The sequence below is a fragment of the Pseudomonas sp. SBT1-2 genome (assembly GCF_028640875.1).
Lineage (GTDB): Bacteria > Pseudomonadota > Gammaproteobacteria > Pseudomonadales > Pseudomonadaceae > Aquipseudomonas > Aquipseudomonas chlororaphis_I.
On sequence record NZ_JAQZAA010000086.1, the window covers coordinates 12,769 to 39,044 of the forward strand.

25 protein-coding genes are annotated in these 26,276 nt (G+C 61.1%); 17 read left to right on the plus strand and 8 right to left on the minus strand.

Going from position 1 to position 26,276, the window contains the following annotated elements; genetic code table 11:
• Positions 1-10: 10 nt before the first annotated feature.
• A complete protein-coding gene (locus PVZ78_RS17860; protein WP_007922443.1) occupies positions 11-190 on the plus strand; it encodes a PA3496 family putative envelope integrity protein in 180 nt (59 codons plus the stop codon).
• Positions 191-355: 165 nt separating this feature from the next.
• Here the strand turns inward: PVZ78_RS17860 and PVZ78_RS17865 are convergent, their stop codons facing one another.
• From PVZ78_RS17865 to PVZ78_RS17875, 3 genes are all read right to left on the minus strand, one after another.
• Entirely contained in the window at positions 356-982 is a 627-nt protein-coding gene (locus tag PVZ78_RS17865; protein WP_007922442.1) for a response regulator transcription factor, read from the minus strand.
• 349 nt (positions 983-1,331) lie between these two features.
• Positions 1,332-2,549 carry an argininosuccinate synthase gene (locus tag PVZ78_RS17870; protein ID WP_009050550.1) on the minus strand — a complete coding sequence of 406 codons (1,218 nt, stop codon included), beginning with the start codon at positions 2,547-2,549 and terminating at the stop codon, positions 1,332-1,334.
• Positions 2,550-2,678: 129 nt separating this feature from the next.
• Entirely contained in the window at positions 2,679-3,587 is a 909-nt protein-coding gene (locus PVZ78_RS17875; protein WP_009050551.1) for a flagellar protein MotY, read from the minus strand.
• 156 nt (positions 3,588-3,743) lie between these two features.
• Here PVZ78_RS17875 and pyrC point away from each other — a divergent pair, with 156 nt between their 5' ends.
• Both pyrC and rnt read left to right on the plus strand, forming a co-directional pair.
• The gene (gene pyrC / locus PVZ78_RS17880) at positions 3,744-4,790 is read left to right on the plus strand and encodes a dihydroorotase (RefSeq protein ID WP_038576260.1); all 1,047 of its coding nucleotides are present in this window, start codon (positions 3,744-3,746) and stop codon (positions 4,788-4,790) included.
• Positions 4,787-5,461, plus strand: a complete 675-nt coding sequence (gene rnt / locus PVZ78_RS17885) for a ribonuclease T (protein ID WP_009050553.1) — start codon at positions 4,787-4,789, stop codon at positions 5,459-5,461. The genes pyrC and rnt overlap by 4 nt, the downstream gene beginning before the upstream one ends.
• Before the next feature lie 69 nt (positions 5,462-5,530).
• On the opposite strand, the gene PVZ78_RS17890 is transcribed toward rnt, so the two are convergent.
• A complete protein-coding gene (locus tag PVZ78_RS17890) occupies positions 5,531-6,133 on the minus strand; it encodes a peroxiredoxin (RefSeq protein ID WP_007922432.1) in 603 nt (200 codons plus the stop codon).
• Positions 6,134-6,459: 326 nt separating this feature from the next.
• Here PVZ78_RS17890 and PVZ78_RS17895 point away from each other — a divergent pair, with 326 nt between their 5' ends.
• Together PVZ78_RS17895 and bfr are read left to right on the plus strand one after the other, a co-directional pair.
• Entirely contained in the window at positions 6,460-6,678 is a 219-nt protein-coding gene (locus tag PVZ78_RS17895; protein WP_016703434.1) for a bacterioferritin-associated ferredoxin, read from the plus strand.
• A 201-nt stretch (positions 6,679-6,879) separates the two neighbouring features.
• The gene (gene bfr, locus PVZ78_RS17900; protein ID WP_009050554.1) at positions 6,880-7,353 is read left to right on the plus strand and encodes a bacterioferritin; all 474 of its coding nucleotides are present in this window, start codon (positions 6,880-6,882) and stop codon (positions 7,351-7,353) included.
• Between the two features lie 120 nt (positions 7,354-7,473).
• Here bfr and grxD read toward each other — a convergent pair whose 3' ends face one another.
• From grxD to PVZ78_RS17915, 3 genes are all read right to left on the minus strand, one after another.
• Positions 7,474-7,812, minus strand: coding sequence for a Grx4 family monothiol glutaredoxin (grxD, locus tag PVZ78_RS17905; protein ID WP_007922425.1), 339 nt, complete (start codon positions 7,810-7,812; stop codon positions 7,474-7,476).
• Between the two features lie 96 nt (positions 7,813-7,908).
• Positions 7,909-10,017, minus strand: coding sequence for a molybdopterin oxidoreductase family protein (locus PVZ78_RS17910; protein ID WP_273829015.1), 2,109 nt, complete (start codon positions 10,015-10,017; stop codon positions 7,909-7,911).
• A gap of 126 nt (positions 10,018-10,143) precedes the next feature.
• Positions 10,144-10,434: a hypothetical protein gene (locus PVZ78_RS17915; protein WP_016703436.1), complete on the minus strand. Its 291-nt coding sequence runs from the start codon at positions 10,432-10,434 to the stop codon at positions 10,144-10,146.
• Between the two features lie 508 nt (positions 10,435-10,942).
• Here PVZ78_RS17915 and argF point away from each other — a divergent pair.
• Both argF and PVZ78_RS17925 read left to right on the plus strand, forming a co-directional pair.
• Positions 10,943-11,863 (plus strand): ornithine carbamoyltransferase, encoded by a 921-nt coding sequence (gene argF / locus PVZ78_RS17920; protein ID WP_009050558.1) that lies wholly within the window; start codon positions 10,943-10,945, stop codon positions 11,861-11,863.
• Entirely contained in the window at positions 11,860-12,969 is a 1,110-nt protein-coding gene (locus PVZ78_RS17925; protein WP_009050559.1) for an ABC transporter ATP-binding protein, read from the plus strand. The genes argF and PVZ78_RS17925 overlap by 4 nt, the downstream gene beginning before the upstream one ends.
• A 96-nt stretch (positions 12,970-13,065) precedes the next feature.
• Here the strand turns inward: PVZ78_RS17925 and ybaK are convergent, their stop codons facing one another.
• Complete coding sequence (ybaK, locus tag PVZ78_RS17930; protein WP_028683278.1) at positions 13,066-13,536, minus strand: Cys-tRNA(Pro) deacylase; 471 nt, start codon at positions 13,534-13,536, stop codon at positions 13,066-13,068.
• A 381-nt stretch (positions 13,537-13,917) separates the two neighbouring features.
• Between ybaK and PVZ78_RS17935 the strand changes: the two genes are divergently transcribed.
• The 10 genes from PVZ78_RS17935 to PVZ78_RS17980 all read left to right on the plus strand — a co-directional run bounded on the left by PVZ78_RS17935 (position 13,918) and on the right by PVZ78_RS17980 (position 26,246).
• Positions 13,918-14,769, plus strand: a complete 852-nt coding sequence (locus tag PVZ78_RS17935) for an MIP/aquaporin family protein (RefSeq protein ID WP_009050561.1) — start codon at positions 13,918-13,920, stop codon at positions 14,767-14,769.
• Between the two features lie 78 nt (positions 14,770-14,847).
• Complete coding sequence (gene glpK, locus PVZ78_RS17940) at positions 14,848-16,353, plus strand: glycerol kinase GlpK (RefSeq protein ID WP_009050562.1); 1,506 nt, start codon at positions 14,848-14,850, stop codon at positions 16,351-16,353.
• Between the two features lie 95 nt (positions 16,354-16,448).
• Complete coding sequence (locus tag PVZ78_RS17945; RefSeq protein ID WP_009050563.1) at positions 16,449-17,204, plus strand: DeoR/GlpR family transcriptional regulator; 756 nt, start codon at positions 16,449-16,451, stop codon at positions 17,202-17,204.
• 411 nt (positions 17,205-17,615) lie between these two features.
• Positions 17,616-19,154 carry a glycerol-3-phosphate dehydrogenase gene (glpD, locus tag PVZ78_RS17950; RefSeq protein ID WP_016703438.1) on the plus strand — a complete coding sequence of 513 codons (1,539 nt, stop codon included), beginning with the start codon at positions 17,616-17,618 and terminating at the stop codon, positions 19,152-19,154.
• 438 nt (positions 19,155-19,592) lie between these two features.
• Positions 19,593-20,507: a glutamate/aspartate ABC transporter substrate-binding protein gene (locus PVZ78_RS17955; RefSeq protein WP_025806014.1), complete on the plus strand. Its 915-nt coding sequence runs from the start codon at positions 19,593-19,595 to the stop codon at positions 20,505-20,507.
• A gap of 189 nt (positions 20,508-20,696) precedes the next feature.
• A complete protein-coding gene (locus PVZ78_RS17960; RefSeq protein ID WP_009050566.1) occupies positions 20,697-21,443 on the plus strand; it encodes an amino acid ABC transporter permease in 747 nt (248 codons plus the stop codon).
• Complete coding sequence (locus PVZ78_RS17965; protein WP_009050567.1) at positions 21,443-22,114, plus strand: amino acid ABC transporter permease; 672 nt, start codon at positions 21,443-21,445, stop codon at positions 22,112-22,114. Before PVZ78_RS17960 ends, PVZ78_RS17965 begins: the two co-directional genes overlap by 1 nt.
• Complete coding sequence (locus tag PVZ78_RS17970; protein ID WP_009050568.1) at positions 22,111-22,845, plus strand: amino acid ABC transporter ATP-binding protein; 735 nt, start codon at positions 22,111-22,113, stop codon at positions 22,843-22,845. Before PVZ78_RS17965 ends, PVZ78_RS17970 begins: the two co-directional genes overlap by 4 nt.
• Positions 22,846-23,022: 177 nt before the next feature.
• Complete coding sequence (locus PVZ78_RS17975) at positions 23,023-24,924, plus strand: sensor histidine kinase (protein WP_025806016.1); 1,902 nt, start codon at positions 23,023-23,025, stop codon at positions 24,922-24,924.
• Positions 24,921-26,246, plus strand: coding sequence for a sigma-54-dependent transcriptional regulator (locus tag PVZ78_RS17980; RefSeq protein ID WP_009050570.1), 1,326 nt, complete (start codon positions 24,921-24,923; stop codon positions 26,244-26,246). The genes PVZ78_RS17975 and PVZ78_RS17980 overlap by 4 nt, the downstream gene beginning before the upstream one ends.
• Positions 26,247-26,276 lie beyond the last annotated feature (30 nt).

Genomic DNA, 26,276 nt, shown 5'->3' on the forward strand with positions numbered 1-26,276 from the left:
AGTTAACCTTATGAGTACTGGTAAAGAACAACTGGACGTAGAAGACGATTTCACCCCTGTTGAAACAGAAGATGCGGAGCCTGTGGTAGAGGTGGCCAAGACCAACTTGAGCAAACGCCGGACCATCGACAACCTTCTGGAAGAGCGGCGCTTGCAAAAGCAACTGGCCGATTACGACTTTGATCTTTAGTAACAAAAAGCCTCCTTTTACGGAGGCTTTTTTGTTACACCGCCTAACACTCCAAATCGGTTTCTCAAACCAGGCCATGCGCGGCTGATGGATCCAACATCGTCGACAGACCGGCAAGCCCACAACGCAATGAAGGCTCACATGCCTTGTTGCAGCCCTCAACCTTCATACCAGCTGATGGCGCTTGGCAAACTCGATCAGGTCCACCAGCGAGCGGGCGTTGAGTTTCCCCAACAGCCGCCTCTTGTAGGTACTCACCGTTTTACTGCTCAGGCACAGGCCCTCGGCAATCTCCTTGTTGGTCTGCCCTCCGGCAAGCTGCTTCAGGACCATCAGTTCCCGCCCTGACAGGCTGGACAACATTCCCTCCTCACTGGCGATGCCCAGGCTCGAGCGCAGGGTATGCAAGGCTTCGTTGGGAAAATAACTGTAGCCAGCAAGGACTGCCCTGACGGCGCTGATCAATTCAGTGATGTCTTGCTGCTTGCACACATAACCTGCCGCGCCGGCCTGCATGCAACGCATGGAGAAAGGGCCAGGTACTTGCAGGCTCAATACCAGCACTTTGGTCGACATGGCTTTTGACGAAAGTCTGGCGATAACTTCCAGGCCATCGAGTTTGGGAATACCAATATCAAGAATAAGGATGTCTGGAACATGTTCATAAGACAGTTTCAGGGCATCCATGCCATTGTCCGCCTCGGCAACTACTTCAAAACCGTGCCGCTCCATCAGCATGCGCACAGCCAGCCGAGTAACGGGATGATCATCTACGATCAAAACTTTCTTCATGGGTAAGTCCAGAGTCCGCTATTGGTTTTTCAAGCAAACACCATAACCCAGTCATTTGGCCCGTGGCATGGCCACGCCCCGAGCCAGCATCGCCCCGAGAAGTTCCTTACAAACAATACGGATTTGCCCTACAAGGAAAAATTGAACGTCGCCCGCTATATATAACTACTCCTGACTTTCCTACATTTCGTATTGAAAAGAACAGACTGAAAGATAGTCGAGCCCCATTGAAACAATGGCCAGTGGAAACTTTAGTCATGGTCTTCGGACACCTGCCTGATCGATTAAATCATCAGGCATAAAAAAGCCCCGCTCATGGCGGGGCTCTTTTAAAACGGCTCAAAAAGTATCAGAACAGAGTCCGCCCCTTGTTGGCCGCAATACGCATGCGCAGGGCATTGAGCTTGATGAAGCCAGCCGCATCCGCCTGGTTGTAGGCGCCGCCGTCTTCTTCGAAGGTCGCGATGTTGGCATCGAAAAGCGACTCATCGGACTTGCGACCGGTGACGATCACGTTGCCCTTGTACAGCTTCAGGCGAACCACACCGTTCACATGAACCTGGGAAGCGTCGATCATCTGTTGCAGCATCAGACGCTCAGGGCTCCACCAGTAGCCGGTGTAGATCAAGCTGGCGTACTTGGGCATCAGCTCGTCTTTCAGGTGAGCCACTTCGCGATCCAGGGTGATCGATTCGATCGCCCGGTGAGCGCGCAACATGATGGTGCCGCCAGGGGTTTCGTAGCAGCCGCGGGACTTCATGCCGACATAGCGGTTTTCCACGATGTCCAGACGACCAATGCCGTTTTCGCCGCCGATGCGGTTCAGGGTCGCCAGCACGGTGGCCGGGGTCATCTCGACGCCGTCGATCGCCACGATGTCGCCGTTGCGGTAGGTCAGCTCGATGTAGGTCGGGGTGTTAGGAGCCTTCTCCGGGGAGACGGTCCAGCGCCACATGTCTTCTTCGTGCTCGGTCCAGGTGTCTTCCAGCACGCCGCCTTCATAGGAGATGTGCAGCAGGTTGGCATCCATCGAGTACGGGGACTTCTTCTTGCCGTGACGCTCGATCGGGATCGCGTGCTTCTCGGCATAGTCCATCAGCTTCTCGCGGGACAGCAGGTCCCACTCACGCCAAGGAGCGATCACTTTCACCCCTGGTTTCAAGGCGTAGGCGCCCAGTTCGAAACGAACCTGGTCGTTGCCCTTGCCGGTAGCGCCATGGGAAATGGCGTCGGCGCCGGTTTCATTGGCGATCTCGATCAGGCGCTTGGCGATCAACGGACGAGCGATGGAGGTACCCAGCAGGTACTCACCTTCGTAGACGGTGTTGGCGCGGAACATCGGGAAAACGAAATCGCGGACGAACTCTTCGCGCAGATCGTCGATGTAGATCTCTTTCACGCCCATGGCTTGCGCCTTGGCACGTGCAGGTTCGACCTCTTCGCCCTGACCCAGGTCAGCGGTGAACGTCACCACTTCACAGTTATAAGTATCCTGCAGCCACTTGAGGATCACCGAAGTGTCCAGGCCGCCGGAATACGCCAGAACGACCTTGTTTACGTCCGCCATGCCATCACTCCACGGGGTTCTACGGAAAGCCATCAAGTCTACCGATCAACGCGGATAATTTACAGAGGCGCGACAGCTTATGACGACGAAGCGACAGATTATGTCGAGTGCGCGACGACGACAGCCGTTTCAGGAAGTCGCCGCGGCGTTGGCGGGAGCAGCAGCCTGGGGTGCCGGTTTTTCCGCGACCGGGACGCGTTGCAGCTGTACGTTGACCCGACGGTTCTTCGCCCGGTTCGCCGCGTTGGTGTTGGGTGCCAATGGATAGCGTTCGCCGTGGAAACGCATCTCGATCTGCGATTCGGGAATGCCGTTGGCCTTGAAGAACTCCATCACCGCCAGCGCCCGGCGGCGCGACAGGTCACGGTTGGTCAAGCGGTTGCCGCTATTGTCCGAGTGGCCGTCGAGCTGGATGTGATTGACCGTCGGATCGGCCTTGAGGAATTCCAGCATCACCTGCAACTTGGCCTTGGCCTTGGCATCCAGATCGATGCCGCCCCCTGGGAAGCCGACCTCGGATTGCCTGACCTGGTCGAAGTTCTGCGGCAACAACTTGGCGACACAACGTTGGTAGTCGCCATACGCCTTGCTGAACTTGACCGGCAACAAGCGCACCTCGGACACCCCACCCTCGCGGGAGTAATGGCGAACCACCGGGCTGCGCCCATCCATCAATCCACCGATCAGTCGCCCGGCCTGCAGTTGCGAGCTGTTGAACAAGACATCGCCGCTGCCGAGCCGCACCGAACCCAGGTTGATGTCGCCGCGCCCCGGCTGCCACGGCGCGGCCGCCGCGAGCAGCGTGGCCGAACCGCCAGCGAGCATCGGGTTGTAGGCCTTGAGGCGGAAGGTCGCCTGCTCGCCGGCGCGACGCACGAACTCCCCGGAACCGAAATCGGTGATCGGCTGGCTCAGACGGCACTCGAATTTATCGCCTTCGACCGTCCACTCAATGCTCTCCAGACGGGTCTGGAAAGTCAGCGCCATCGCGGGAAGACTGGCGAACACACTGAGCAAGGCTAGATAACGCTGGCGCACGGGAGGCTCCACTGACTTGTACATCACAAAAATCGAAATGCCTGTTTACGGCATACCTTCGGGATATCGGAAGCTTCACGCAAAACTTGATAGCGAGTGCCTGGAAGAGTCTTTTCCGGTAGCATTCACTGGAGTTTGACCCGCCTGGAATCCCCAATGTCCGACCGCCTGACCCTGCTGCGTCCCGACGACTGGCATATTCATCTTCGCGATGGTGCCGTGTTGACCAATACTGTCGCGGATGTCGCGCGCACCTTTGGCCGCGCCATCATCATGCCTAACCTGGTACCTCCGGTGCGCAACGCCGCTGAAGCCGACGCCTATCGCCAGCGCATTCTCGCTGCGCGGCCGGCCGGCAGCCGCTTCGAGCCGCTGATGGTGCTCTACCTTACCGATCGCACCCAGCCCGAAGAAATTCGCGCGGCCAAGGCCAGTGGTTTCGTCCATGCCGCCAAGCTCTACCCGGCTGGCGCGACCACCAACTCGGACTCGGGCGTCACCAGCATCGACAAGATCTTCCCGGCGCTGGAGGCCATGGCCGAAGTCGGCCTGCCGCTGCTGATCCACGGTGAAGTCACCCGCAGTGAGGTCGACGTGTTCGACCGCGAGAAGCTGTTCATCGACGAGCACATGCGCCGCGTCGTCGAGCGCTTCCCGACGCTCAAGGTGGTGTTCGAACACATCACCACCCGTGACGCCGTGCAGTTCGTCAACGAGGCCTCGGCCAACGTCGGCGCGACCATCACCGCCCATCACCTGCTGTACAACCGCAACCACATGCTGGTTGGCGGGATTCGCCCGCACTTCTATTGCCTGCCGATTCTCAAGCGCAACGTGCACCAGGAAGCGCTGCTCGACGCCGCCACCAGCGGCAGCCAGAAGTTCTTCCTCGGCACCGATTCCGCGCCCCACGCCCAGCACGCCAAAGAAGCGGCCTGCGGCTGTGCCGGCTGCTACACCGCCTATGCCGCGATCGAGCTGTACGCCGAGGCCTTCGAACAGCGCAATGCGCTGGACAAGCTGGAAGCCTTCGCCAGCCTCAACGGCCCGCGCTTCTACGGCCTGCCGGCCAACACCGATCGCATCACCCTGGTTCGTGAAGAATGGACCGCCCCTGCCAGCCTGCCTTTCGGCGAGCTGACCGTCATCCCGCTGCGCGCCGGTGAAAAACTGCGCTGGCGCCTGCTGGAGGAACACGCGTGAGTGAAGACCATTTCGACGACGAGCAGGACGGTCACAACGGTGGTGGCTCGCGTCATCCAATGGCGGCACGCTTTCGCGGTTACCTGCCGGTAGTCGTCGACGTTGAAACCGGTGGTTTCAACTCGGCCACCGACGCCTTGCTGGAAATTGCCGCGACCATCATCGGCATGGACGAAAAAGGCTTCGTGTTCCCCGAGCACACCCTGTTTTTCCGCGTAGAGCCTTTCGAAGGCGCCAACATCGAAGCCGCGGCGCTGGAGTTCACCGGGATCAAGCTCGACCATCCGCTGCGTATGGCCGTCAGTGAAGAAACCGCGCTGAACGATATCTTCCGCAGCGTGCGCAAGGCGCTGAAGGCCAACGGTTGCAAACGCGCGATCCTGGTCGGGCACAACAGCAGCTTCGACCTGGGCTTCCTCAACGCGGCTGTCGCGCGCCTGGACATGAAGCGCAACCCGTTTCATCCGTTCTCCAGCTTCGACACCGCGACGCTTGCCGGCCTGGCTTATGGCCAAACCGTGCTGGCCAAGGCGTGCCAGGCAGCCGACATCGACTTCGACGGCCGCGAGGCGCATTCCGCCCGCTACGACACCGAGAAGACTGCCGACCTGTTCTGCGGCATCGTCAATCGCTGGAAGGAAATGGGCGGCTGGGAAGACTTCAACGACTGATACCGTCGCTGATCGACCGCGCATAAAAAACCGGCCCTGAGGCCGGTTTTTTTATGCGTGAAGCGCGGCTTACAGCTTGCCGGCGTTCTCGCTCAGGTAAGCGGCAACGCCTTCTGGCGAGGCAGTCATACCCTTGTCGCCCTTCTTCCAGTTGGCTGGGCAGACTTCGCCGTGCTCTTCGTGGAACTGCAGAGCGTCGACCAGACGGATCAGCTCTTCCATGTTACGGCCCAGCGGCAGATCGTTGACGATCTGCGAACGAACGACGCCTTTGTCGTCGATCAGGAACGCGCCACGGAAAGCCACGCCGCCTTCGGACTCAACGTCGTAGGCCTTGGCGATGTCGTGCTTCATGTCAGCAGCCATGATGTACTGAACCTGACCGATGCCGCCGGCATTGATCGGGGTGTTGCGCCAGGCGTTGTGGGTGAAGTGCGAGTCGATCGAAACAGCGATCACTTCAACGTTGCGTGCCTTGAAGTCAGCCATGCGGTGGTCCAGAGCGATCAGCTCGGACGGGCAGACGAAGGTGAAGTCCAGCGGGTAGAAGAACACCAGGCCGTATTTGCCTTTGATGGCCGAGGACAGGGTGAAGCTGTCGACGATTTCGCCATTGCCGAGAACGGCGGGAACGGTGAAGTCAGGGGCTTGTTTGCCTACGAGTACGCTCATTGGATATCTCCTGGTGTGATCGAATGAAGAATGGGACCCAGTCTAGTGTGCCGCCGTCAAGCGACAACCCTGTGACTCGATCCCGCTTCGTAAGGACCGCACATCATACACCGCGTTTTTGAGCTGTCCTTAGTGGTTTTTCCATCCCCCGGGTTCAGGCAGCAAAAAAGCCGCCCTGCTGGATAGCTCATCGGCCGTGGTAGAAAAAACCGTTCGTCTGCCAGTCACGCATCTGGCAAAAAGCCCCAGCAAACCACTTTGACAATCATTCTCGTTAACATTAAGATCCGTCGCATTGAGCCATAACCAGCGACGGTTCTCACCTTATGTATGTCTGCCTCTGCACTGGCGTCACCGACGGACAAATCCGCGATGCAATCTACGACGGTTGCTGCAGCTATCGTGAAGTACGCCAAGCAACAGGCGTTGCCGGTCAATGTGGCAAATGCGCCTGCCTCGCCAAGCAGGTAGTACGTGAAACCCTGACCGAACTGCAAAGCAGCCAGCCAGCGATTCCTTACCCAGTAGAATTTAATGTTGCGTAATTAACGCCATAAAAAAGAGCCGGACTTCATGTCCGGCTTTTTTATGCCTGTAATTCAATCGCTTAGCGTCATAACGCGGAACACAAACATTCTTATTCCGATTAATTTTCATATATTATTCAATAACTTAGGTTTGACACTAATCATCGTGCGGCTCAGACTCTGCCTTATATACCGCTAATTACAGGGCAGGCCCCCATCATGAAAGGCGACATCACAGTCATCCAGCATCTCAACAAGATCCTTGCCAATGAACTGGTCGCGATCAATCAGTACTTCCTGCATGCGCGCATGTATGAAGACTGGGGCCTGAACAAGCTGGGCAAGCACGAATACCACGAGTCCATCGACGAGATGAAGCATGCGGACAAGCTGATCAAGCGCATCCTCTTCCTCGAAGGCCTGCCGAACGTCCAGGACCTGGGCAAACTGCACATCGGCGAACACACCAAGGAAATGCTCGAATGCGACCTGCGCATCGAGCGCACCGGCCACGCCGACCTGAAAGCCGCCATCGCCCATTGCGAATCGGTTGGCGACTTCGGTAGCCGCGAACTGCTGGAAGACATCCTGGAATCGGAAGAAGAACATATCGACTGGCTGGAAACCCAACTGGGCCTGATCGATAAAGTCGGCCTGGAAAACTACCTGCAATCGCAGATGGGCGACGAGTAACTTCTCTCAAGGTTCAGCCCATAAAAAGCCCCGCCTCTCTCACGAGGGCGGGGCTTTTTATTGCGTGGACAAATCCACACAACTTGCAGGAGCGAAAGTGTCGCTCCTGCAAGGGGCAAATCAGGCTTCAGTCTTGGCAGCAGCTTTTTCGGCGGCAGCCTTGATCAGGGTCTGCAACTCACCATTGGCGAACATCTCGGCCATGATGTCGCTGCCGCCGACCAGTTCGCCGGCCACCCACAGTTGCGGGAAAGTAGGCCAGTTGGCGTATTTAGGCAGGTTGGCGCGGATTTCCGGGTTCTGCAGGATGTCCACGTAAGCGAACTTCTCACCACAACCCATCACGGCCTGAGCGGCTTTCGCGGAGAAGCCACACTGCGGGGCATTCGGCGAGCCTTTCATGTAAAGCAGAATGGTGTTGTTGGCAATCTGCTCTTTAATAGTTTCGATGATATCCATGGAGCACCTCGGCTGAACTTTCCGACTCTGTTGTCGACACGGTGGCGCATTGTAACGGAAAGCCGAGCGCCATGCTCGGCCTCTCCGACAGACTCCTCAGGCCGCCTCCACCGTCACCGGCACGCCATTGAGCGCCGCATTGCCCGATAGCTCGTCCAGCTGACGCTCATCGGTCAGGTCATTGGCACTCGACCCCGGTTGCGCCATCGCGATGCTCATCTGTACGCCCGGCCGACCGTGCCCCCAGCCATGGGGCAGGCTGACCACCCCGGGCATCATCTCGCTGCTGGCCAGGACTTCCACCTCGATCGCCCCGACCCGCGAACTGACCCGCACACGCTGCCCGTCAGCCAGCCCCCTCCGGGCCAGATCATCGGGATTCATCAGCAACTGGTGCCGAGGCTTGCCCTTCACCAACCGATGGTAGTTGTGCATCCACGAATTATTGCTGCGCACATGGCGCCGGCCGATCATCACCAACTCATCGGCCGCCGGCGCCTGCAACGCGGCAAAGCGCTTGAGGTCCGCCATGATCGCCGCGGGAGCGGCCTGCACCCGGCGGCTCTCGGTTTTCAGGCGCGCCGCCAGATTGGGCTTGAGCGGCCCCAGGTCGATTCCGTGGGGATAGTCGGCCAGCGTCGCCAGCGACAGATTGAACTCGGACGTCTCGCCGTACCGTCCCGCTCGCAGCCCTCTATCGATCATCTGCGCTGGCGGCACGGTCGGCTTGAGCTCCTTGCCTGTCCGCCCGGCGAAGGCCCTGGCCAGGCCAACGAAGATTTCCCAGTCATGCAATGCCCCTTCCGGCTTGGGCAGGATCGCCTGGTTGAAGCGGCTGACATTGCGCACCGCGAACATATTGAACGTGGTGTCGTAGTGATCGTTCTCCAGGGCCGAAGTCGATGGCAGGATCAAGTCCGCGTAACGGGTGGTTTCGTTGATATACAGATCGATGCTGACCATGAACTCCAGGCCATCCAGCGCTTGCTCCAGCTGCCGTCCGTTGGGGGTGGAGAGCACCGGATTGCCCGCCACCGTGATCAGCGCCCGCACCTGCCCCTCCCCTTTGGTCAGTATCTCCTCGGCCAGGGCCGAGACCGGCAACTCGCCGCCATATTCGGGGCGTCCGGAAACCCGGCTCTGCCAGGCATTGAAGTGCCCACCCGAAGTCGCCGCCACCAGATCCACCGCCGGCTCGGTGCACAGGGCGCCGCCGACCCGGTCCAGGTTGCCGGTCACCAGGTTGAGCAGTTGCACCAGCCAATGACAGAGGGTGCCGAACGACTGGGTGGACACGCCCATCCGGCCATAACACACCGCCCTGTCCGCTGCGGCGAAGTCGCGCGCCAACTGGCGGATCTGCTGCGCCGGCACCGAGCACAAAGGGCTCATGGCTTCGGCACTGAAACGGGAAATGGCCTCACGCACCTCGGCCAGGCCATCCACCGGCAGATGGCTGTCGCGCGCCAGTCCTTCCGCGAAGATCGTCTGCAGCATGCCGAACAGCAGCGCCACATCCCCTCCAGGACGGACAAACACATGCTGGTCGGCCATGGCTGCCGTCTCGCTACGCCGCGGGTCGACCACCACCACTTTGCCGCCACGCGCCTGGATCGCCTTCAGGCGCTTCTCCACATCCGGCACGGTCATGATGCTGCCGTTGGACGCCAGCGGATTGCCGCCCAGGATCAGCATGAAGTCGGTGTTATCGATATCCGGGATCGGCAGTAACAGCCCGTGGCCGTACATCAGGTAACTGCTCAAGTGTTGCGGTAATTGGTCCACCGAGGTGGCGGAAAAGCGGTTCTGGGTTTTCAGCAGGCCGAGGAAATAGTTGCTGTGGGTCATCAACCCATAGTTGTGCACGCTGGGATTGCCCTGATAGACCGCCACCGCATTATTGCCGTGCCGCTCCTGGATCGCCGCCAGGCGCTCGGCCACCAGGTTGAAGGCCTCCTTCCACTCGATCGCCTGCCAATCGCTGCCGACCCTGCGCATGGGCTGACGCAGTCGATCCGGGTCGTTCTGGATGTCCTGCAGCGCCACTGCCTTGGGGCAGATATGGCCGCGGCTGAAACTGTCCTGGGCATCGCCCTTGATCGAGGTGATCTGCGGACCGGTGCCGTCGACTTCGGTGGTTTCGATGGTCAAGCCACAGATGGCTTCACACAGGTGGCAGGCACGGTGATGGAGAGTCTTGGTCATGGCCAGTCTCTATTTTATTCGGGGCGGCCAGCGTCAGACCGCGGGAACAAAACTATGGTGCCAGACCGACATCAGCGCCAGGGACGTTCATCTTGTGAATCGGCAAGCATCAAGCCAGCCGATGGTTCAGTTGGAGGGCAGCCTCGGAGGGTCGTCCTGCCGGGCGATCGGCAGCATGCCGTCCAACGGTGCTTCGCTGCCCTGCCCGCTGAATTCGGCGAGCAATCGCCAGTGCTCATCGAGATGGCTGCTGATGGTCATCATGCGATCGATCATCTGTCGCGCGGCGTTGCGCGTCGTGCTGTCTTCGCTGCGCAGCAACTCGAAGGACATCGAGGTGATCGATGCCGTCAGGTCGGTCAGGGTTCGCGTCGTCAACCCCAACAGTGTCTTCAGTTGCTGTTCTTTCGAGTCCATTCCAAGCACTTCCCTGTTGCCGGTGCGCATTTATAACCCCAGCCCTTCACCTTAGGAAATATTTCTGGCCGATATCCCCTGCCGCGAGCCGTTCCATTTCCCGCCACGCTCAAAGTACCCAGGAGCCGAGCAGAGAAAAAACCAGCCCGCGCCAGCCAGATGCCTGATAGCGGCATGGGCCACGCGTCGCGTTGCAAAGCGGTCGAGACGCAGTGTACAAATGCTGCTGCGGACCTACGCAAAGTGGATCGACTCCACATCCGACTGGGCCCACCTGAACACGCTGGAAAACGTCACGAATGGCCCGTTTTTTTGACCCTGGCCACTCGCTGCACGTGGTGAAAGCCTTAGAAACCAAGCCTGCTATTGGTAAGACGCGACATTTAATTATAAGATCGCGCCTTCCCCTATTTCGTCGCCCCGTGCGGCTTTCGCCGCAGGTCTCGCCCGTTTCTCGATAAAACAAGGCTTTGAGTATCTGCGGTCTGTTGCAAAAAGGTAGTTAATGATGAGCGCAAGGCACTTTCTCTCCCTGATGGATTGCACGCCCGAAGAGCTGGTCAGCGTGATTCGTCGAGGCATCGAGCTGAAGGACCTGCGTAATCGCGGCGTACTCTTCGAGCCTCTGAAAAATCGCGTTCTCGGGATGATTTTCGAGAAGTCGTCTACCCGCACCCGCCTGTCCTTCGAAGCCGGCATGATCCAGCTCGGCGGCCAGGCAATCTTCCTGTCCCCGCGCGACACCCAGCTGGGTCGCGGCGAGCCGATCAGCGACTGCGCCATCGTCATGTCGCGCATGCTCGACGCGGTGATGATCCGTACCTTTGCCCACCGCACCCTGACCGAGTTTGCGGCCAACTCCCGCGTACCGGTGATCAACGGCCTGTCCGACGACCTGCACCCGTGCCAGTTGCTGGCCGACATGCAAACCTTCCTCGAACACCGCGGCTCGATCCAGGGCAAGACCGTGGCCTGGATCGGCGACGGCAACAACATGTGCAACAGCTATATAGAAGCGGCGATCCAGTTCGACTTCCAACTGCGCATCGCCTGCCCCGAAGGCTATGACCCCAACCCTGAATTCGTCGCCCGGGCCGGCGACCGGGTGAGCATCGTGCGCGATCCGAAAGACGCGGTGATCGGCGCCCATCTGGTAAGCACCGACGTCTGGACCTCCATGGGCCAGGAAGAAGAAACCGCCGAGCGCCTCAAGTTGTTCGCACCGTTCCAGGTCAATCGCGCGCTGCTCGACCTGGCCGCCGCAGACGTGCTGTTCATGCACTGCCTGCCTGCCCACCGTGGCGAAGAAATCAGCCTCGACCTGCTGGACGATCCACGCTCCGTGGCATGGGACCAGGCAGAAAACCGTCTCCACGCACAAAAGGCCCTGCTCGAGTTTCTGGTCGAGCCGGCGTACCACCACGCATGAGCCAGCCATTACTGCTTAACCTGCGCAATCTCGCCTGCGGCTACCAGGACCAACGGGTCGTGCAGAACCTCAACCTGCACCTCAACGCCGGCGATATCGGTTGCCTGCTCGGCTCCTCCGGCTGCGGCAAGACCACTACCCTGCGCGCGATTGCCGGTTTCGAGCCGGTGCACGAAGGTGAAATCCAGCTGGCCGGCGAAACCATCTCCAGCGCCGGCTTCACCCTGGCGCCGGAGCGCCGCCGGATAGGCATGGTGTTCCAGGACTACGCCCTGTTCCCGCACCTGAGCGTGGCGGACAACATTGCCTTCGGCATCCGCAAGCACCCGCAGAAGAACCGGGTGGTCGAGGAGCTGCTGGAACTGGTCAACCTGAAGAATCTTGGCAAGCGCTTCCCCCACGAGTTGTCCGGTGGCCAGCAGCAGCGCGTCGCACTGGCCCGGGCACTGGCGCCGGAACCGCAGTTGCTACTGCTCGACGAGCCCTTCTCCAACCTCGATGGCGAACTGCGGCGCAAGCTCAGCCACGAAGTGCGCGACATCCTCAAGGCGCGGGGCACCAGTGCGATCCTGGTGACCCACGACCAGGAAGAAGCCTTCGCCGTCAGCGATCACGTCGGGGTGTTCAAGGAAGGCCGCCTGGAGCAATGGGACACGCCGTACAACCTCTATCACGAACCGCTGACGCCGTTCGTGGCGAGCTTTATCGGCCAGGGCTATTTCATCCGTGGCCAGCTGGACAGCCCGGAATCGGTGCAGACCGAACTCGGCGTACTGCGCGGCAACCGTGCCTACACCTGGCCACCCGGCGGCGCGGTGGATGTGCTGCTACGCCCGGACGATATCGTTTATGCACCGGACAGCGCCCTCAAGGCGCGGATCGTCGGCAAGAGCTTCCAGGGCGCCTCGACCCTGTACCGCCTGCAACTGCCGACCGGCAGCCAGCTTGAGTCGATCTTCCCAAGCCACGCCGATCACCAGGTCGGTGCTGATGTGGGAATCCGCGTGGCCGCCGAACACCTGGTGCTGTTCCAGGCCTCCGGCAGCACCGCGGCGCAGCTGCCACAGTCTGAATCGGGCGTTCGTCGCTACAGCGGCGCCCACTGACAATCCCGCAGGAGCCGGTTCGCCGGCTCCTGTGTCGTTATGCCCCTCAACGCTTCCCTTCCCGACCAACACTGAAACCTCAGGCTGCACGCCGAGTCAGTCGCGACCGATATCGGCGAATGTCGCCTGGGTGTGCTCGGCCAGCACGGCGGCCGCGAGTTCGACCTCAAGCCCGCGCCGGCCGGCGCTGACGAAGATGCTGGCAAAGGGTTGTGCACTGTTGTCGATAAAGGTGCGCAGGCGCTTTTTCTGCCCCAGCGGGCTGATCCCGCCCAGCAGGTAACCGGTGGCGCGCTGCGCGGCAGCCGGGTCGGCCATCTCGGTTTTTTTCACCCCGGCGGCGTGTGCCAGGGCCTTGAGATCGAGGCTTCCGACGACCGGCACCACGGCCACCAGCAATTCGCCCTTTTCACTGCTGGCCAACAGCGTCTTGAACACCTGCGCCGGATCGAGGCCGAGCTTTTCCGCCGCCTCCAGACCATAGGAGGCCGCCTTCGGGTCGTGTTCATAACTGTGCACCCGATGTTCGGCGCGAACTTTTTTCAGCAGATCCAGTGCAGGGGTCATGGCAACTCCATAGGCAGGGAAAAGAACAGAAACAGTGCCGGCGATTCTAGGATATCCGCCAGCAAAAGGCTCTATTCCAAGGCCCATCCCCCAACCCAGGCAGCCGCCGGCACCAGGCTGGCCGCACCTTTTGCACAAAACCCGCGCGCTTCCCGCAAGATCATTCACACAACTGATAGTTATAAAATGACCAATGGTTCACTTTCGACCTTTGACAGTAATGTTTCTTGTCTATATTTTTTCGTTTGCGAATATCATGTTGTAGATCCAACAGCCGTAACCAGCAGTAAGCCGCGCCCAGGATGGGGATCCTGCCGACGGTGAAAATCGCGCTCAGCGCTTCACGCCAGCGCCAGACAACAACAAAAACCGAGGTTTTCCATGACAACTGCGTTACAACAACCGTCGCTCTCCGGCCAGTGCATGGCCGAATTCCTGGGTACAGCCTTGTTGATCTTCTTCGGCACCGGTTGCGTCGCCGCGCTCAAGGTCGCGGGTGCCAGCTTTGGCCTGTGGGAAATCAGCATCATCTGGGGGATCGGCGTGAGCATGGCGATCTACCTCACCGCCGGCGTTTCCGGCGCGCACCTCAACCCCGCAGTCAGCATCGCCCTGTGCATCTTTGCCGACTTCGAAAAGCGCAAACTGCCGTTCTACATCTTCTCCCAGATCGCCGGCGCCTTCTGCGCGGCGCTGCTGGTCTACACGCTGTACAGCAACCTGTTCTTCGATTACGAACAAGCCCACCAGATGGTCCGCGGCTCCCAGGCCAGCCTCGAGCTGGCGTCGGTATTCTCCACCTATCCCAACCCGGCGCTGTCCACCGCCCAGGCGTTCCTGGTCGAAGTGGTGATTACCGCGATCCTGATGGGCGTGATCATGTCCCTGACCGATGACAACAACGGCTTGCCACGCGGCCCGATGGCGCCGCTGCTGATCGGCCTGCTGATTGCCGTGATCGGCAGCGCCATGGGTCCGCTGACCGGTTTCGCGATGAACCCGGCGCGGGATTTTGGCCCTAAACTGATGACATTCTTCATGGGTTGGGGCGAGGTTTCCTTCACCGGCGGCCGCGATATTCCGTACTTCCTGGTACCGATCTTCGCGCCGATTATCGGTGCCTGCCTCGGCGCCGTGGCCTACCGCGGGTTGATTGCCCGTCACCTGCCAACCGTCGCCCCTGCTCCAACGGATGCCGAAAAAGCCATTGACGGCAAAGTAAGAACTTCTTGAAACCGGTGGCGCAAGGTCCTGCCCACCCCTGACCTGCGCCTCTTGCCCACTTCCTTATTTTTGTCCAAGGCAATCGACATGACCGACATTCAGAATAAGAACTACATCATTGCCCTCGATCAGGGTACGACCAGCTCCCGCGCGATCATTTTCGATCGCGACGCCAACGTCGTGTGCACCGCCCAACGCGAATTCGTCCAGCATTACCCGCAAGCCGGCTGGGTCGAACACGACCCGATGGAAATCTTCGCCACCCAGAGCGCAGTGATGGTCGAGGCCCTGGCGCAAGCCGGCCTGCACCATGACCAGGTAGCCGCCATCGGCATCACCAACCAGCGCGAAACCACCGTGGTCTGGGACAAGACCACCGGCCGGCCGATCTACAACGCCATCGTCTGGCAGTGCCGTCGCAGTACCGAGATCTGCCAGCAGCTCAAGCGTGACGGCCTGGAAGAGTACATCCGCGATACCACCGGCCTGGTCACCGACCCGTATTTCTCCGGCACCAAGCTGAAGTGGATCCTCGACAACGTCGAAGGCAGCCGCGAACGCGCGCGCAACGGTGAACTGCTGTTCGGCACCGTCGACAGTTGGCTGATCTGGAAATTCACCGGCGGCAAGACCCACGTCACCGACTACACCAACGCCTCGCGCACCATGCTCTTCAACATCCACACCCTGGAGTGGGATGCGAAGATGCTGGAAGTGCTGGATATCCCGCGGGAAATGCTGCCGGAAGTGAAGTCGTCCTCGGAAATCTACGGCCGTACCAAAAGCGGCATCGCCATCGGCGGGATCGCCGGCGACCAGCAGGCCGCGCTGTTCGGCCAGATGTGCGTCGAGCCGGGCCAGGCGAAGAACACCTATGGCACTGGCTGCTTCCTGCTGATGAACACCGGCGACAAGGCGGTCAAGTCCAAGCACGGCATGCTCACCACCATCGCCTGCGGCCCCCGCGGCGAAGTGGCTTACGCCCTGGAAGGCGCGGTGTTCAACGGCGGCTCCACCGTGCAGTGGCTGCGCGACGAGCTGAAGATCATCAACGATGCCCACGACACCGAATACTTCGCCAGCAAGGTCAAGGACAGCAACGGCGTGTACCTGGTCCCGGCCTTCACCGGCCTGGGTGCTCCGTACTGGGACCCCTACGCCCGTGGCGCGCTGTTCGGCCTGACCCGCGGCGTGCGTGTGGACCACATCATCCGCGCCGCGCTGGAGTCGATCGCCTACCAGACCCGCGACGTCCTCGACGCCATGCAGCAGGACTCCGGCGAACGCCTCAAGGCCCTGCGCGTGGATGGTGGCGCAGTGGCCAACAACTTCCTCATGCAGTTCCAGGCCGACATCCTCGGCACCCAGGTCGAGCGCCCGCAAATGCGCGAAACCACGGCCCTGGGCGCGGCCTACCTGGCTGGCCTGGCCTGCGGTTTCTGGGGCAGCCTGGAAGAGCTGCGCGGCAAGGCAGTGATCGAGCGCGAGTTCGAACCACAGCTGGCCGAAACCGAGAAGGAAAAGCTCTACGCCGGCTGGAAAAAAGCCGTCAGCCGTACCCGCGACTGGGAACCGCACGAAGGCGCTGAATAAGCCAAGTCGCGGATTCGTATCGGGTTGTAACTGGTCGGGAGCGGATTCCTGCGGCATCATGGGCAAATTTTGCACGGCAGCCCAAAGGAAGCCCCATGAATCTGCCTCCCCGTCAGCAGCAAATCCTCGAGCTGGTCCGCGAACGCGGCTATGTCAGCATCGAGGAAATGGCCCAGCTGTTCGTCGTTACACCGCAAACCATCCGCCGCGATATCAACCAGTTGGCGGAAGTGAACCTGTTGCGCCGCTACCATGGCGGCGCAGCCTACGACTCCAGTGTCGAAAACACCGCCTACGCCATGCGCGCCGATCAGATGCGCGATGAGAAACAACGCATCGGCGAAGCCATCGCCGCGCAGATCCCCGATCACGCCTCGCTGTTCATCAACATCGGTACCACCACCGAATCCATTGCCCGGGCGCTGCTCAATCACAACCATCTGAAGATCATCACCAACAACCTGCACGTGGCTTCCATGCTCAGCGCCAAGGACGATTTCGACGTGCTGCTGACCGGTGGCAATGTGCGTCGCGATGGCGGCGTGGTCGGCCAGGCCAGCGTCGATTTCATCAACCAGTTCAAGGTCGATTTCGCCCTGGTCGGCATCAGCGGTATCGACGAAGACGGCAGCCTGCTGGACTTCGACTACCAGGAAGTACGGGTGTCCCAGGCGATCATCGCCAATGCCCGCCAGGTGATCCTGGCCGCCGACTCCAGCAAGTTCGGGCGCAATGCCATGATCCGCCTCGGCCCCATCAGCCTGATCGATTGCCTGGTCACCGACCAGCAGCCGGTTCCGGCGCTGACCCAATTGCTGCAGCAACACAAGATTCGCCTGGAAGTCGTCTGACCCCTCTCCCGTAGCCGCTGCCGAGCCCTGGCGAGGCTGCGATCGGGGCGCAGCCCCGTAAAACCAGGCGACGCGATATGTCTGAGCGATGGTGTCGTCCGGTTTGGCGCCCGCTGCGTCGGAGTGCCGCCCAGATCGAGCGCAACCTCGTTGGTGCTCGACCGCGGCTACACCTGCCGGAACCTATTCCCTGTAGCCGCAGCCTCGTCGGGGCTCGGCAGCGACTACATATCGCGCTCCCCGGCCTCACCTGCCTTGCGTCCGACAATGTTCGTAAATTTTCCTTTGCCCGCCTTTCGATGAGTTTTTTCAATCGAAGTCCACTGGCTGTCGACGTGTTTCTGCGCTAGTATTTTCGCAAATGAACATTAATGTTCGATTTCAAATATCAGAAGAACACGAGGCCAGCCGATGCCCACTTCCACCTTGCCCGCGCCCCCTCTCGCCGAGATTTATGACATTGCCGTGATCGGCGGTGGGATCAATGGCGTCGGTATCGCCGCCGATGCCGCCGGGCGTGGCTTGTCCGTGTTCCTTTGCGAAAAAGACGACCTCGCCAGCCATACCTCCTCGGCCAGCAGCAAGCTGATCCACGGCGGCCTGCGCTACCTCGAACATTATGAATTCCGTCTGGTGCGCGAAGCCCTGGCCGAACGCGAAGTGCTGCTGGCCAAGGCCCCGCATATCGTCAAGCCGATGCGTTTCGTCCTGCCGCACCGCCCGCACCTGCGTCCGGCCTGGATGATCCGTGCCGGCCTGTTCCTTTATGACCACCTGGGCAAGCGGGAAAAACTCGCCGGTTCCAAGAGCCTCAAGTTCGGTCCCGACAGCCCGTTGAAAGCCGAGATCACCAAAGGCTTCGAATACTCCGACTGCTGGGTAGACGACGCGCGCCTGGTGGTATTGAACGCCATGGCCGCCCGCGAAAAAGGCGCCCACGTGCACACCCAGACCCGTTGCATCAGCGCCCGCCGCGGCAAGGGCATGTGGCACCTGCACCTGGAGCGCGCCGACGGCAGCCTGTTCTCGATTCAAGCCAAGGCCCTGGTGAACGCCGCCGGCCCATGGGTCGCCAAGTTCATCAAGGACGACCTGAAACTGGATTCGCCGTACGGCATCCGCCTGATCCAGGGCAGCCACCTGATCGTGCCGAAGCTGTACGAAGGCGAACATGCGCACATCCTGCAGAATGAAGACCAGCGCATCGTCTTCACCATTCCGTACCTGAACCACTTCACCCTGATCGGCACCACCGACCGCGAGTACACCGGCGATCCGGCGAAAGTGGCGATTACCGAAGGCGAAACCGACTACATCCTGAAAGTGGTCAATGCCCACTTCAAGAAGCAGCTGAGCCGCCAGGACATCGTGCACACCTACTCCGGCGTGCGCCCGCTGTGCAACGACGAGTCCGACAACCCGTCGGCCGTGACCCGCGACTACACCCTGGCGCTGTCCGGCAATGCCGACGAAGCGCCACTGCTGTCGGTGTTCGGCGGCAAGCTGACCACCTACCGCAAGCTGGCCGAATCGGCCATGGCCCAGCTGACGCCGTTCTTCAAGCACATCAAGCCGAGCTGGACCGCCCACTCGACCCTGCCCGGCGGCGAAGACATGACCACGCCGCAGGCGCTGGCCGAAGCAATTCGCCAGAAGTTCGACTGGGTGCCCAGCGAAATCGCCCGCCGCTGGGCCACCAGCTACGGCAGCCGCACCTGGCGCCTGCTGGAAGGCGTGCACAGCCTGAACGACCTGGGCGAACACCTGGGCGGCGGCCTGTACACCCGTGAAGTCGATTACCTGTGCAGCGAAGAATGGGCGGTCAATGCCCAGGACATCCTCTGGCGCCGCAGCAAGCTGGGCCTGTTCACCACACCGGCCGAGCAGGAAAAACTGCAGCACTACCTGCAGAAGGTCGAGCAGAACCGGGCAAAGATCGAAGCCGCCTGATCGCCCTTTCTATAAAGAAGCCCCCGCGTCGCACGGCCCGGGGGCTTTTTCATGCCCACCGCTTTATGTAGGAGCGAGCTTGCTCGCGATGACTGCGTGACATTCGACATAGGTGTCGACAGTCGGATCGCTATCGCGAGCAAGCTCGCTCCTACAGGGGGTAGGCCCGGCTTTCCTGGGCATTCGGTTTTCCGAACGCGACTTTCGGGTCGATTCGGATAACCGGATAAAGACCGCCGACAATATTCGCCATAAATATTTAATAGCCTTTCAAATCAAGGCCTTGATACGGATCAGCTGGCCTGGCACGACTCATGCTCTACACTCTCCGACGAATGCCTGATGCGCCAACACACATCAGGAGCCGTCAAGGCATTCGCTGTATAAGAGAGCCGTCGAACTGGCTTCATAAAAAAAACAAATGTCGAGGAAATATTGATGCGCATCGTTCCCCATCTGTTGGGCGCAGCCATTGCTGCTGCTCTGATTAGCACTCCAGTGGTCGCCGCCGAACTCACCGGCACGCTGAAGAAAATCAAAGACTCCGGCACCATCACCCTCGGACATCGCGACGCTTCCATTCCGTTCTCCTACATCGCGGATGCATCCGGCGTTCCAGTCGGCTACTCCCACGACATCCAGCTGAAAATCGTCGAAGCCCTGAAAAAAGACCTCGACATGCCGGATCTCAAGGTCAAATACAACCTGGTTACCTCGCAGACCCGTATCCCGCTGGTGCAGAACGGCACCGTGGACGTCGAGTGCGGTTCCACCACCAACAACGTCGAGCGCCAGCAGCAGGTAGACTTCTCCGTCGGCATCTTCGAGATCGGCACCCGTCTGCTGTCCAAGAAGGATTCGCCTTACAAGGACTTCGCCGACCTGAAGGGCAAGAACGTCGTGACCACCGCCGGCACCACGTCCGAGCGCATCCTCAAGGCGATGAACGCCGACAAACAGATGGGCATGAACGTGATTTCCGCCAAGGACCACGGCGAGTCCTTCAACATGCTCGAAGGCGGCCGCGCCGTCGCCTTCATGATGGACGACGCACTGCTGGCCGGTGAAATGGCCAAGGCCCGCAAACCGACCGACTGGGCCGTGACCGGTACCGCGCAATCCTACGAAATCTACGGCTGCATGGTCCGCAAGGGCGACGCACCGTTCAAGAAGGCCGTGGACGACGCCATCATCGCGACCTACAAGTCGGGCGAGATCAACAAGATCTACGACAAATGGTTCCAGTCGCCGATTCCACCAAAAGGCCTGAACCTGATGTTCCCGATGAGCGACGAGCTCAAGGCCCTGATCGCCAACCCGACCGACAAAGCGGCTGACGATAAAAAGTCCTGATTCCTGACTAACCTTGTCTCCTGAAAGGGCCCGGCCCTTTCAGGAGCCTGTCACTACCTGCTGGCTTTTTTTGGAAACACTCGAACCGGTGGTTGTCGAGCCGATCGCGTGTGCCTGGGCGTCATCCAGGCGGGAACGGATTTCCCCAAGCGGGTGCTTGTACATCGATCGATCAGAGGGGAGACCCTAATGAATTACAACTGGGACTGGGGCGTGTTCTTCAAGTCCACCGGCGTGGGCAGCGAGACCTATCTCGACTGGTTCATCGCGGGCCTGGGCTGGACCATCGCCATTGCCGTGGTGGCCTGGATCGTCGCGCTGCTGCTGGGCTCGATCCTGGGCGTCATGCGGACCGTGCCGAACCGCCTGGTGTCGGGCATCGCCACCGTCTACGTGGAGATCTTCCGTAACGTACCGCTGCTGGTTCAGCTGTTCATCTGGTACTTCCTGGTACCGGACCTGCTGCCGCAAAACCTGCAGGACTGGTACAAGCAGGACCTCAACCCGACCACCTCGGCCTACCTGAGCGTCGTCGTGTGCCTGGGCCTGTTCACCGCCGCCCGCGTCTGCGAACAGGTGCGCACCGGCATCCAGGCGCTGCCACGCGGCCAGGAATCCGCGGCCCGCGCCATGGGCTTTTCGCTGCCGCAGATCTACTGGAACGTGCTGCTGCCCCAGGCCTACCGGATCATCATTCCGCCGCTTACCTCGGAATTTCTCAACGTCTTCAAGAACTCCTCCGTGGCCTCGCTGATCGGCCTGATGGAGTTGCTGGCGCAGACCAAGCAGACCGCCGAGTTCTCGGCCAACCTGTTTGAAGCCTTCACCCTGGCCACGCTGATCTACTTCACCCTGAACATGAGCCTGATGCTGCTGATGCGCATGGTCGAGAAGAAAGTCGCAGTGCCCGGCCTGATCTCCGTGGGGGGCAAATAATGGAATTCGATTTCACTGGCGTCGTCCCGGCCATTCCCGGCCTGTGGAACGGCATGCTGATGACCCTCAAGCTGATGGCCCTGGGCGTCGTCGGCGGGATCATCCTCGGCACCATCCTGGCGTTGATGCGTCTGTCCCACAGCAAGCTGCTGTCGAACATCGCCGGCGTCTACGTCAACTACTTCCGCTCCATCCCACTGCTGCTGGTGATCACCTGGTTCTACCTGGCGGTGCCCTTCGTGCTGCGCTGGATCACCGGCGAAGACACCCCGATCGGTGCGTTCGGCTCGTGCATCGTGGCCTTCATGATGTTCGAAGCGGCGTACTTCTGCGAAATCGTCCGCGCCGGCGTGCAGTCGATTCCCAAGGGCCAGATGGGCGCTGCCCAGGCACTGGGCATGAGCTATGGCCAGATGATGCGCCTGATCATCCTGCCCCAGGCGTTCCGCAAGATGACCCCGCTGCTGCTGCAGCAGAGCATCATCCTGTTCCAGGACACCTCGCTGGTATACACCGTGGGCCTGGTGGACTTCCTCAATGCTTCGCGCTCCAGCGGCGACATCATCGGCCGCTCCAATGAGTTCCTGATCGTTGCCGGTCTGGTGTACTTCACAATCAGCTTTGCCGCCTCGGTGCTGGTCAAGCGTCTGCAAAAAAGGTTTGCCGTATGATCTCTATCAAGAACATCAACAAGTGGTATGGGGACTTCCAGGTGCTGACCGATTGCAGCACCGAGGTCAAGAAAGGCGAAGTGATCGTGGTGTGCGGACCGTCCGGCTCCGGCAAATCCACCCTGATCAAATGCGTCAACGCCCTGGAGCCGTTCCAGAAAGGTGACATCGTGGTCGACGGCACGTCCATCGCCGACCCGAAGACCAACCTGCCGAAACTGCGCTCTCGCGTGGGCATGGTGTTCCAGCACTTCGAGCTGTTCCCGCACCTGACCATCACCGAAAACCTGACCATCGCGCAGATCAAGGTGCTGGGCCGCAGCAAGGAAGAGGCCACCAAGAAAGGCCTGCAACTGCTCGACCGGGTCGGCCTGGCCGCCCACGCCCACAAGCACCCGGGCCAGTTGTCCGGCGGCCAGCAACAACGTGTGGCGATCGCCCGCGCGCTGGCGATGGACCCGATCGTCATGCTGTTCGACGAACCGACTTCCGCGCTCGACCCGGAAATGGTCAACGAAGTGCTGGACGTGATGGTGCAGCTGGCTCACGAAGGCATGACCATGATGTGCGTGACCCACGAAATGGGCTTCGCCCGCAAGGTCGCGGACCGGGTGATCTTCATGGACGCCGGCAAAATCATCGAAGACTGCCCGAAAGAGGAGTTCTTCGGCGACATCAACGCCCGCTCCGAGCGTGCGCAGCATTTCCTCGAGAAAATCCTGCAGCACTAAAAACCATGCAATCCCTGTAGCCGCTGCCGCAGGCTGCGACAAGGCCGAAGGCCTTCAGCGATCTCAAGATCAGGCGCCCACCTTGTGGGCGATCGCAGCCTTCGGCAGCGGCTACAGCTCGCAATACCACGGGGACGTCACCATGGACGGACAACTGGTACACCCGGGACCACTGTGATGAAATGCGACCCCACTCTCTATCGCGCCGCGCCGCCATCACTCGCCGTGAAACCCCGTCTGATCCGCCACCTGTTCCTGCCGCCCCTGGTCATCCTGCTGATGATCGGCCTGGGTTACGTCGGCTTCTGGGTCAGCGAACATTACGGCATCCGCAGCCTCAGCGAGAACGGCGAACGCCAGCTGGAACTGCACGCCCGCGCGGTCGAAAGCGAGATCAGCAAATACACCTACCTGCCCAGCCTGCTGGAACTCGAATCCAGCGTTTCGCTGCTGCTCAATGACCCGACGCCGGAGCACCGGCAGACTGTCAACAATTACCTCGAAGGCCTGAACCGGCGCAGCCGCAGTCGGGCCATTTACGTGATGGACACCACCGGCCGCGTGCTGGCCACCAGCAACTGGCGCGACGTCGACAGCTACCTGGGTGAAGACCTGTCGTTCCGGGCCTATTTCCAGAACGCCGTGCGCGGCCAGCCCGGGCGCTTCTACGGCATCGGCAGTACCAACGGCGAACCCGGCTACTACCTGGCCCACGGCCTGGAAGAACAGGGCAAGATCATCGGCGTGGCGGTGGTCAAGGTGCGCCTGGAAGCCCTGGAAGAACGCTGGCAACGCGCCCGCCTGGAAGGCTTCGTCAGCGACGAGAACGGCATCATCATCCTCTCCAGCGACCCGGCCCGGCGCCTGCGGTCGGTACGCCCGCTGAGCGACGACACCAAGGAGCGCCTGGCGCGCAGCCTGCAATATTACTGGTTCACCCTCAACGAACTGGAGCCCCTGGCCCGCGAACGCCTGGCCGAAGGCGTGGAGAAACTGACCTTCCCGGCCAACACCGAGCTGGTGTCCGACGACAAGGAAATCAGCTACCTGTCCCAGACCCGGCCCCTGAGCGATACGCCCTGGAACTTCACCCTGCTGACCCCGCTCAAGGACCTGCGCCGCGAAGCCATCAACCAGGGCATCCTGGTGGCCGTGGCCTTCGCCCTGGTGGCTTTCCTGCTGATCGCCTGGAACGAGCGGCGCAAGGTCATCGCCACCCGCCTCGCCGCCCGCGAAGCCCTGCAGGAAGCCAACAACCAGCTGGAACGGCGGATCGCCGAACGCACCAGCGACCTGCGTGCCAGCAACGAGCGGCTCAAGGGCCAGATCCGCGAGCGCCGCCAGGCCGAGGAAACCCTGCGCCGCGCCCAGGACGAACTGGTCCAGGCCGGCAAGCTCGCCGCCATCGGCCAGATGTCCACCAGCATCGCCCATGAACTGAACCAGCCGCTGGCCGCCCTGCGCACCCTGTCCGGCAACACCGTGCGTTTCCTCGAGCGCGGCGCCCTGGACACCGCCAGCACCAACCTCAAGACCATCAACGAACTGATCGACCGCATGGGCCGCATCACCGCCAGCCTGCGTTCCTTCGCCCGTCGTGGCGAGGACCAGGGCGAAGCCAGCCTCGGCAAGGCCGTGGACGCTGCCCTGCAACTGCTCAACGCACGCCTGGAAAACCTGCCGCTGCAATTGCACCGCGACTTCAGCGAGGTCCAGGTCAAGATCGACCAGACCCGCCTGGAGCAGATCCTGGTCAACCTGATCGGCAACGCCCTGGACGCCATGCAGGCGCAACCGCGGCCGGAGCTGTGGCTGGAAGGCGAAAGCGTCGAGGGCAAATACCGCCTGCGGGTGCGCGACAACGGCCACGGCATCGACGCCGAAGCGCGCAAGCATCTGTTCGAACCCTTCTTCACCACCAAACCCGGCGAACAGGGCCTGGGCCTCGGCCTGACCCTGTCCGCCAGCCTGGCCGCCGCCACGGGTGGCAACCTGGGCGTCGAGCACCCGGCCGACGGCGGCACCGCCTTCGTCCTCAGCCTGCCCCTGGTCAGCCCTACACAAGCCGAGCCGCTATGAACAACGACCTTACCGTCCTGATCGTCGAAGACGACCCCCATGTCCTGCTCGGCTGCCAGCAGGCCCTGGCCCTGGAAGACATTCCCTGCGTCGGCGTCGGCAGCGCCGAAGAAGCCCTGGAGCGGGTCGGCGACAACTTCGCCGGGATCGTCATCAGCGATATCCGCCTGCCGGGCATCGACGGCCTGGAACTGCTGACCCGCCTCAAGGCCCGCGACCGCAGCCTGCCGGTGGTGCTGATCACCGGTCACGGCGATATCTCCATGGCCGTCGGCGCCATGCAGAAAGGCGCCTATGACTTCATGGAAAAGCCCTTCTCCCCCGAACGCCTGGTGGAGGTCGCCCGGCGCGCCCTGGAGCAGCGCGGGCTGGCCCGGGAAGTGTCGTCGCTGCGCCGCCAGCTGGCCGAGCGCGACTCCCTCGAAGGACGGATCATCGGTCGCTCGCCGGCCATGCAGCACCTGCGGGAACTGATCGCCAACGTCGCCGACACTTCGGCCAACGTGCTGATCGAAGGCGAGACCGGCACCGGCAAGGAACTGGTCGCCCGTTGCCTGCATGATTTCAGCCGCCGCCATACCCACCAGTTCGTCGCCCTCAACTGCGGCGGCCTGCCGGAAAACCTGTTCGAAAGCGAGATTTTCGGCCACGAGGCCAACGCCTTCACCGGCGCCGGCAAGCGGCGCATCGGCAAGATCGAGCACGCCCACGAAGGCACGCTGTTCCTCGACGAAGTGGAAAGCATGCCAATGAACCTGCAGATCAAACTGCTGCGGGTGTTGCAGGAGCGCACCCTGGAGCGCCTGGGCTCGAACCAGAGCGTGGCGGTGGATTGCCGGGTGATCGCGGCGACCAAGTCCGACCTCGACGAGCTGGGGCGCGCGAATCAGTTCCGCAGCGACCTGTATTACCGCCTGAACGTGGTGACCCTGGAGCTGCCGCCGCTGCGCGAACGGCGCGAGGACATCCTGCAGTTGTTCGAGCACTTCCTGCAGCAGTCGTCCCTGCGTTTCGACCGCGCCGCGCCGGAGCTGGACAACCAGACCCTGTCGAACCTGATGAGCCACGACTGGCCGGGCAACGTGCGCGAGCTGCGCAACGTCGCCGAACGTTTTGCCCTGGGCCTGCCGGCGTTCAAGAAGTCCAGCGGCAACGCTGCGCAAGGCCTGGGCTTTGCCGAAGCGGTCGAGGCCTTCGAGCGCAACCTGCTCAACGACGCCCTGCAGCGCAGCGGCGGCAACCTGACCCAGGCCAGCCAGGAACTGGGCATGGCCAAGACCACGCTGTTCGACAAGGTCAAGAAATACGGCCTGAGCCACTAACCGACATCTGCGAGAAGTACCGTGGATTTA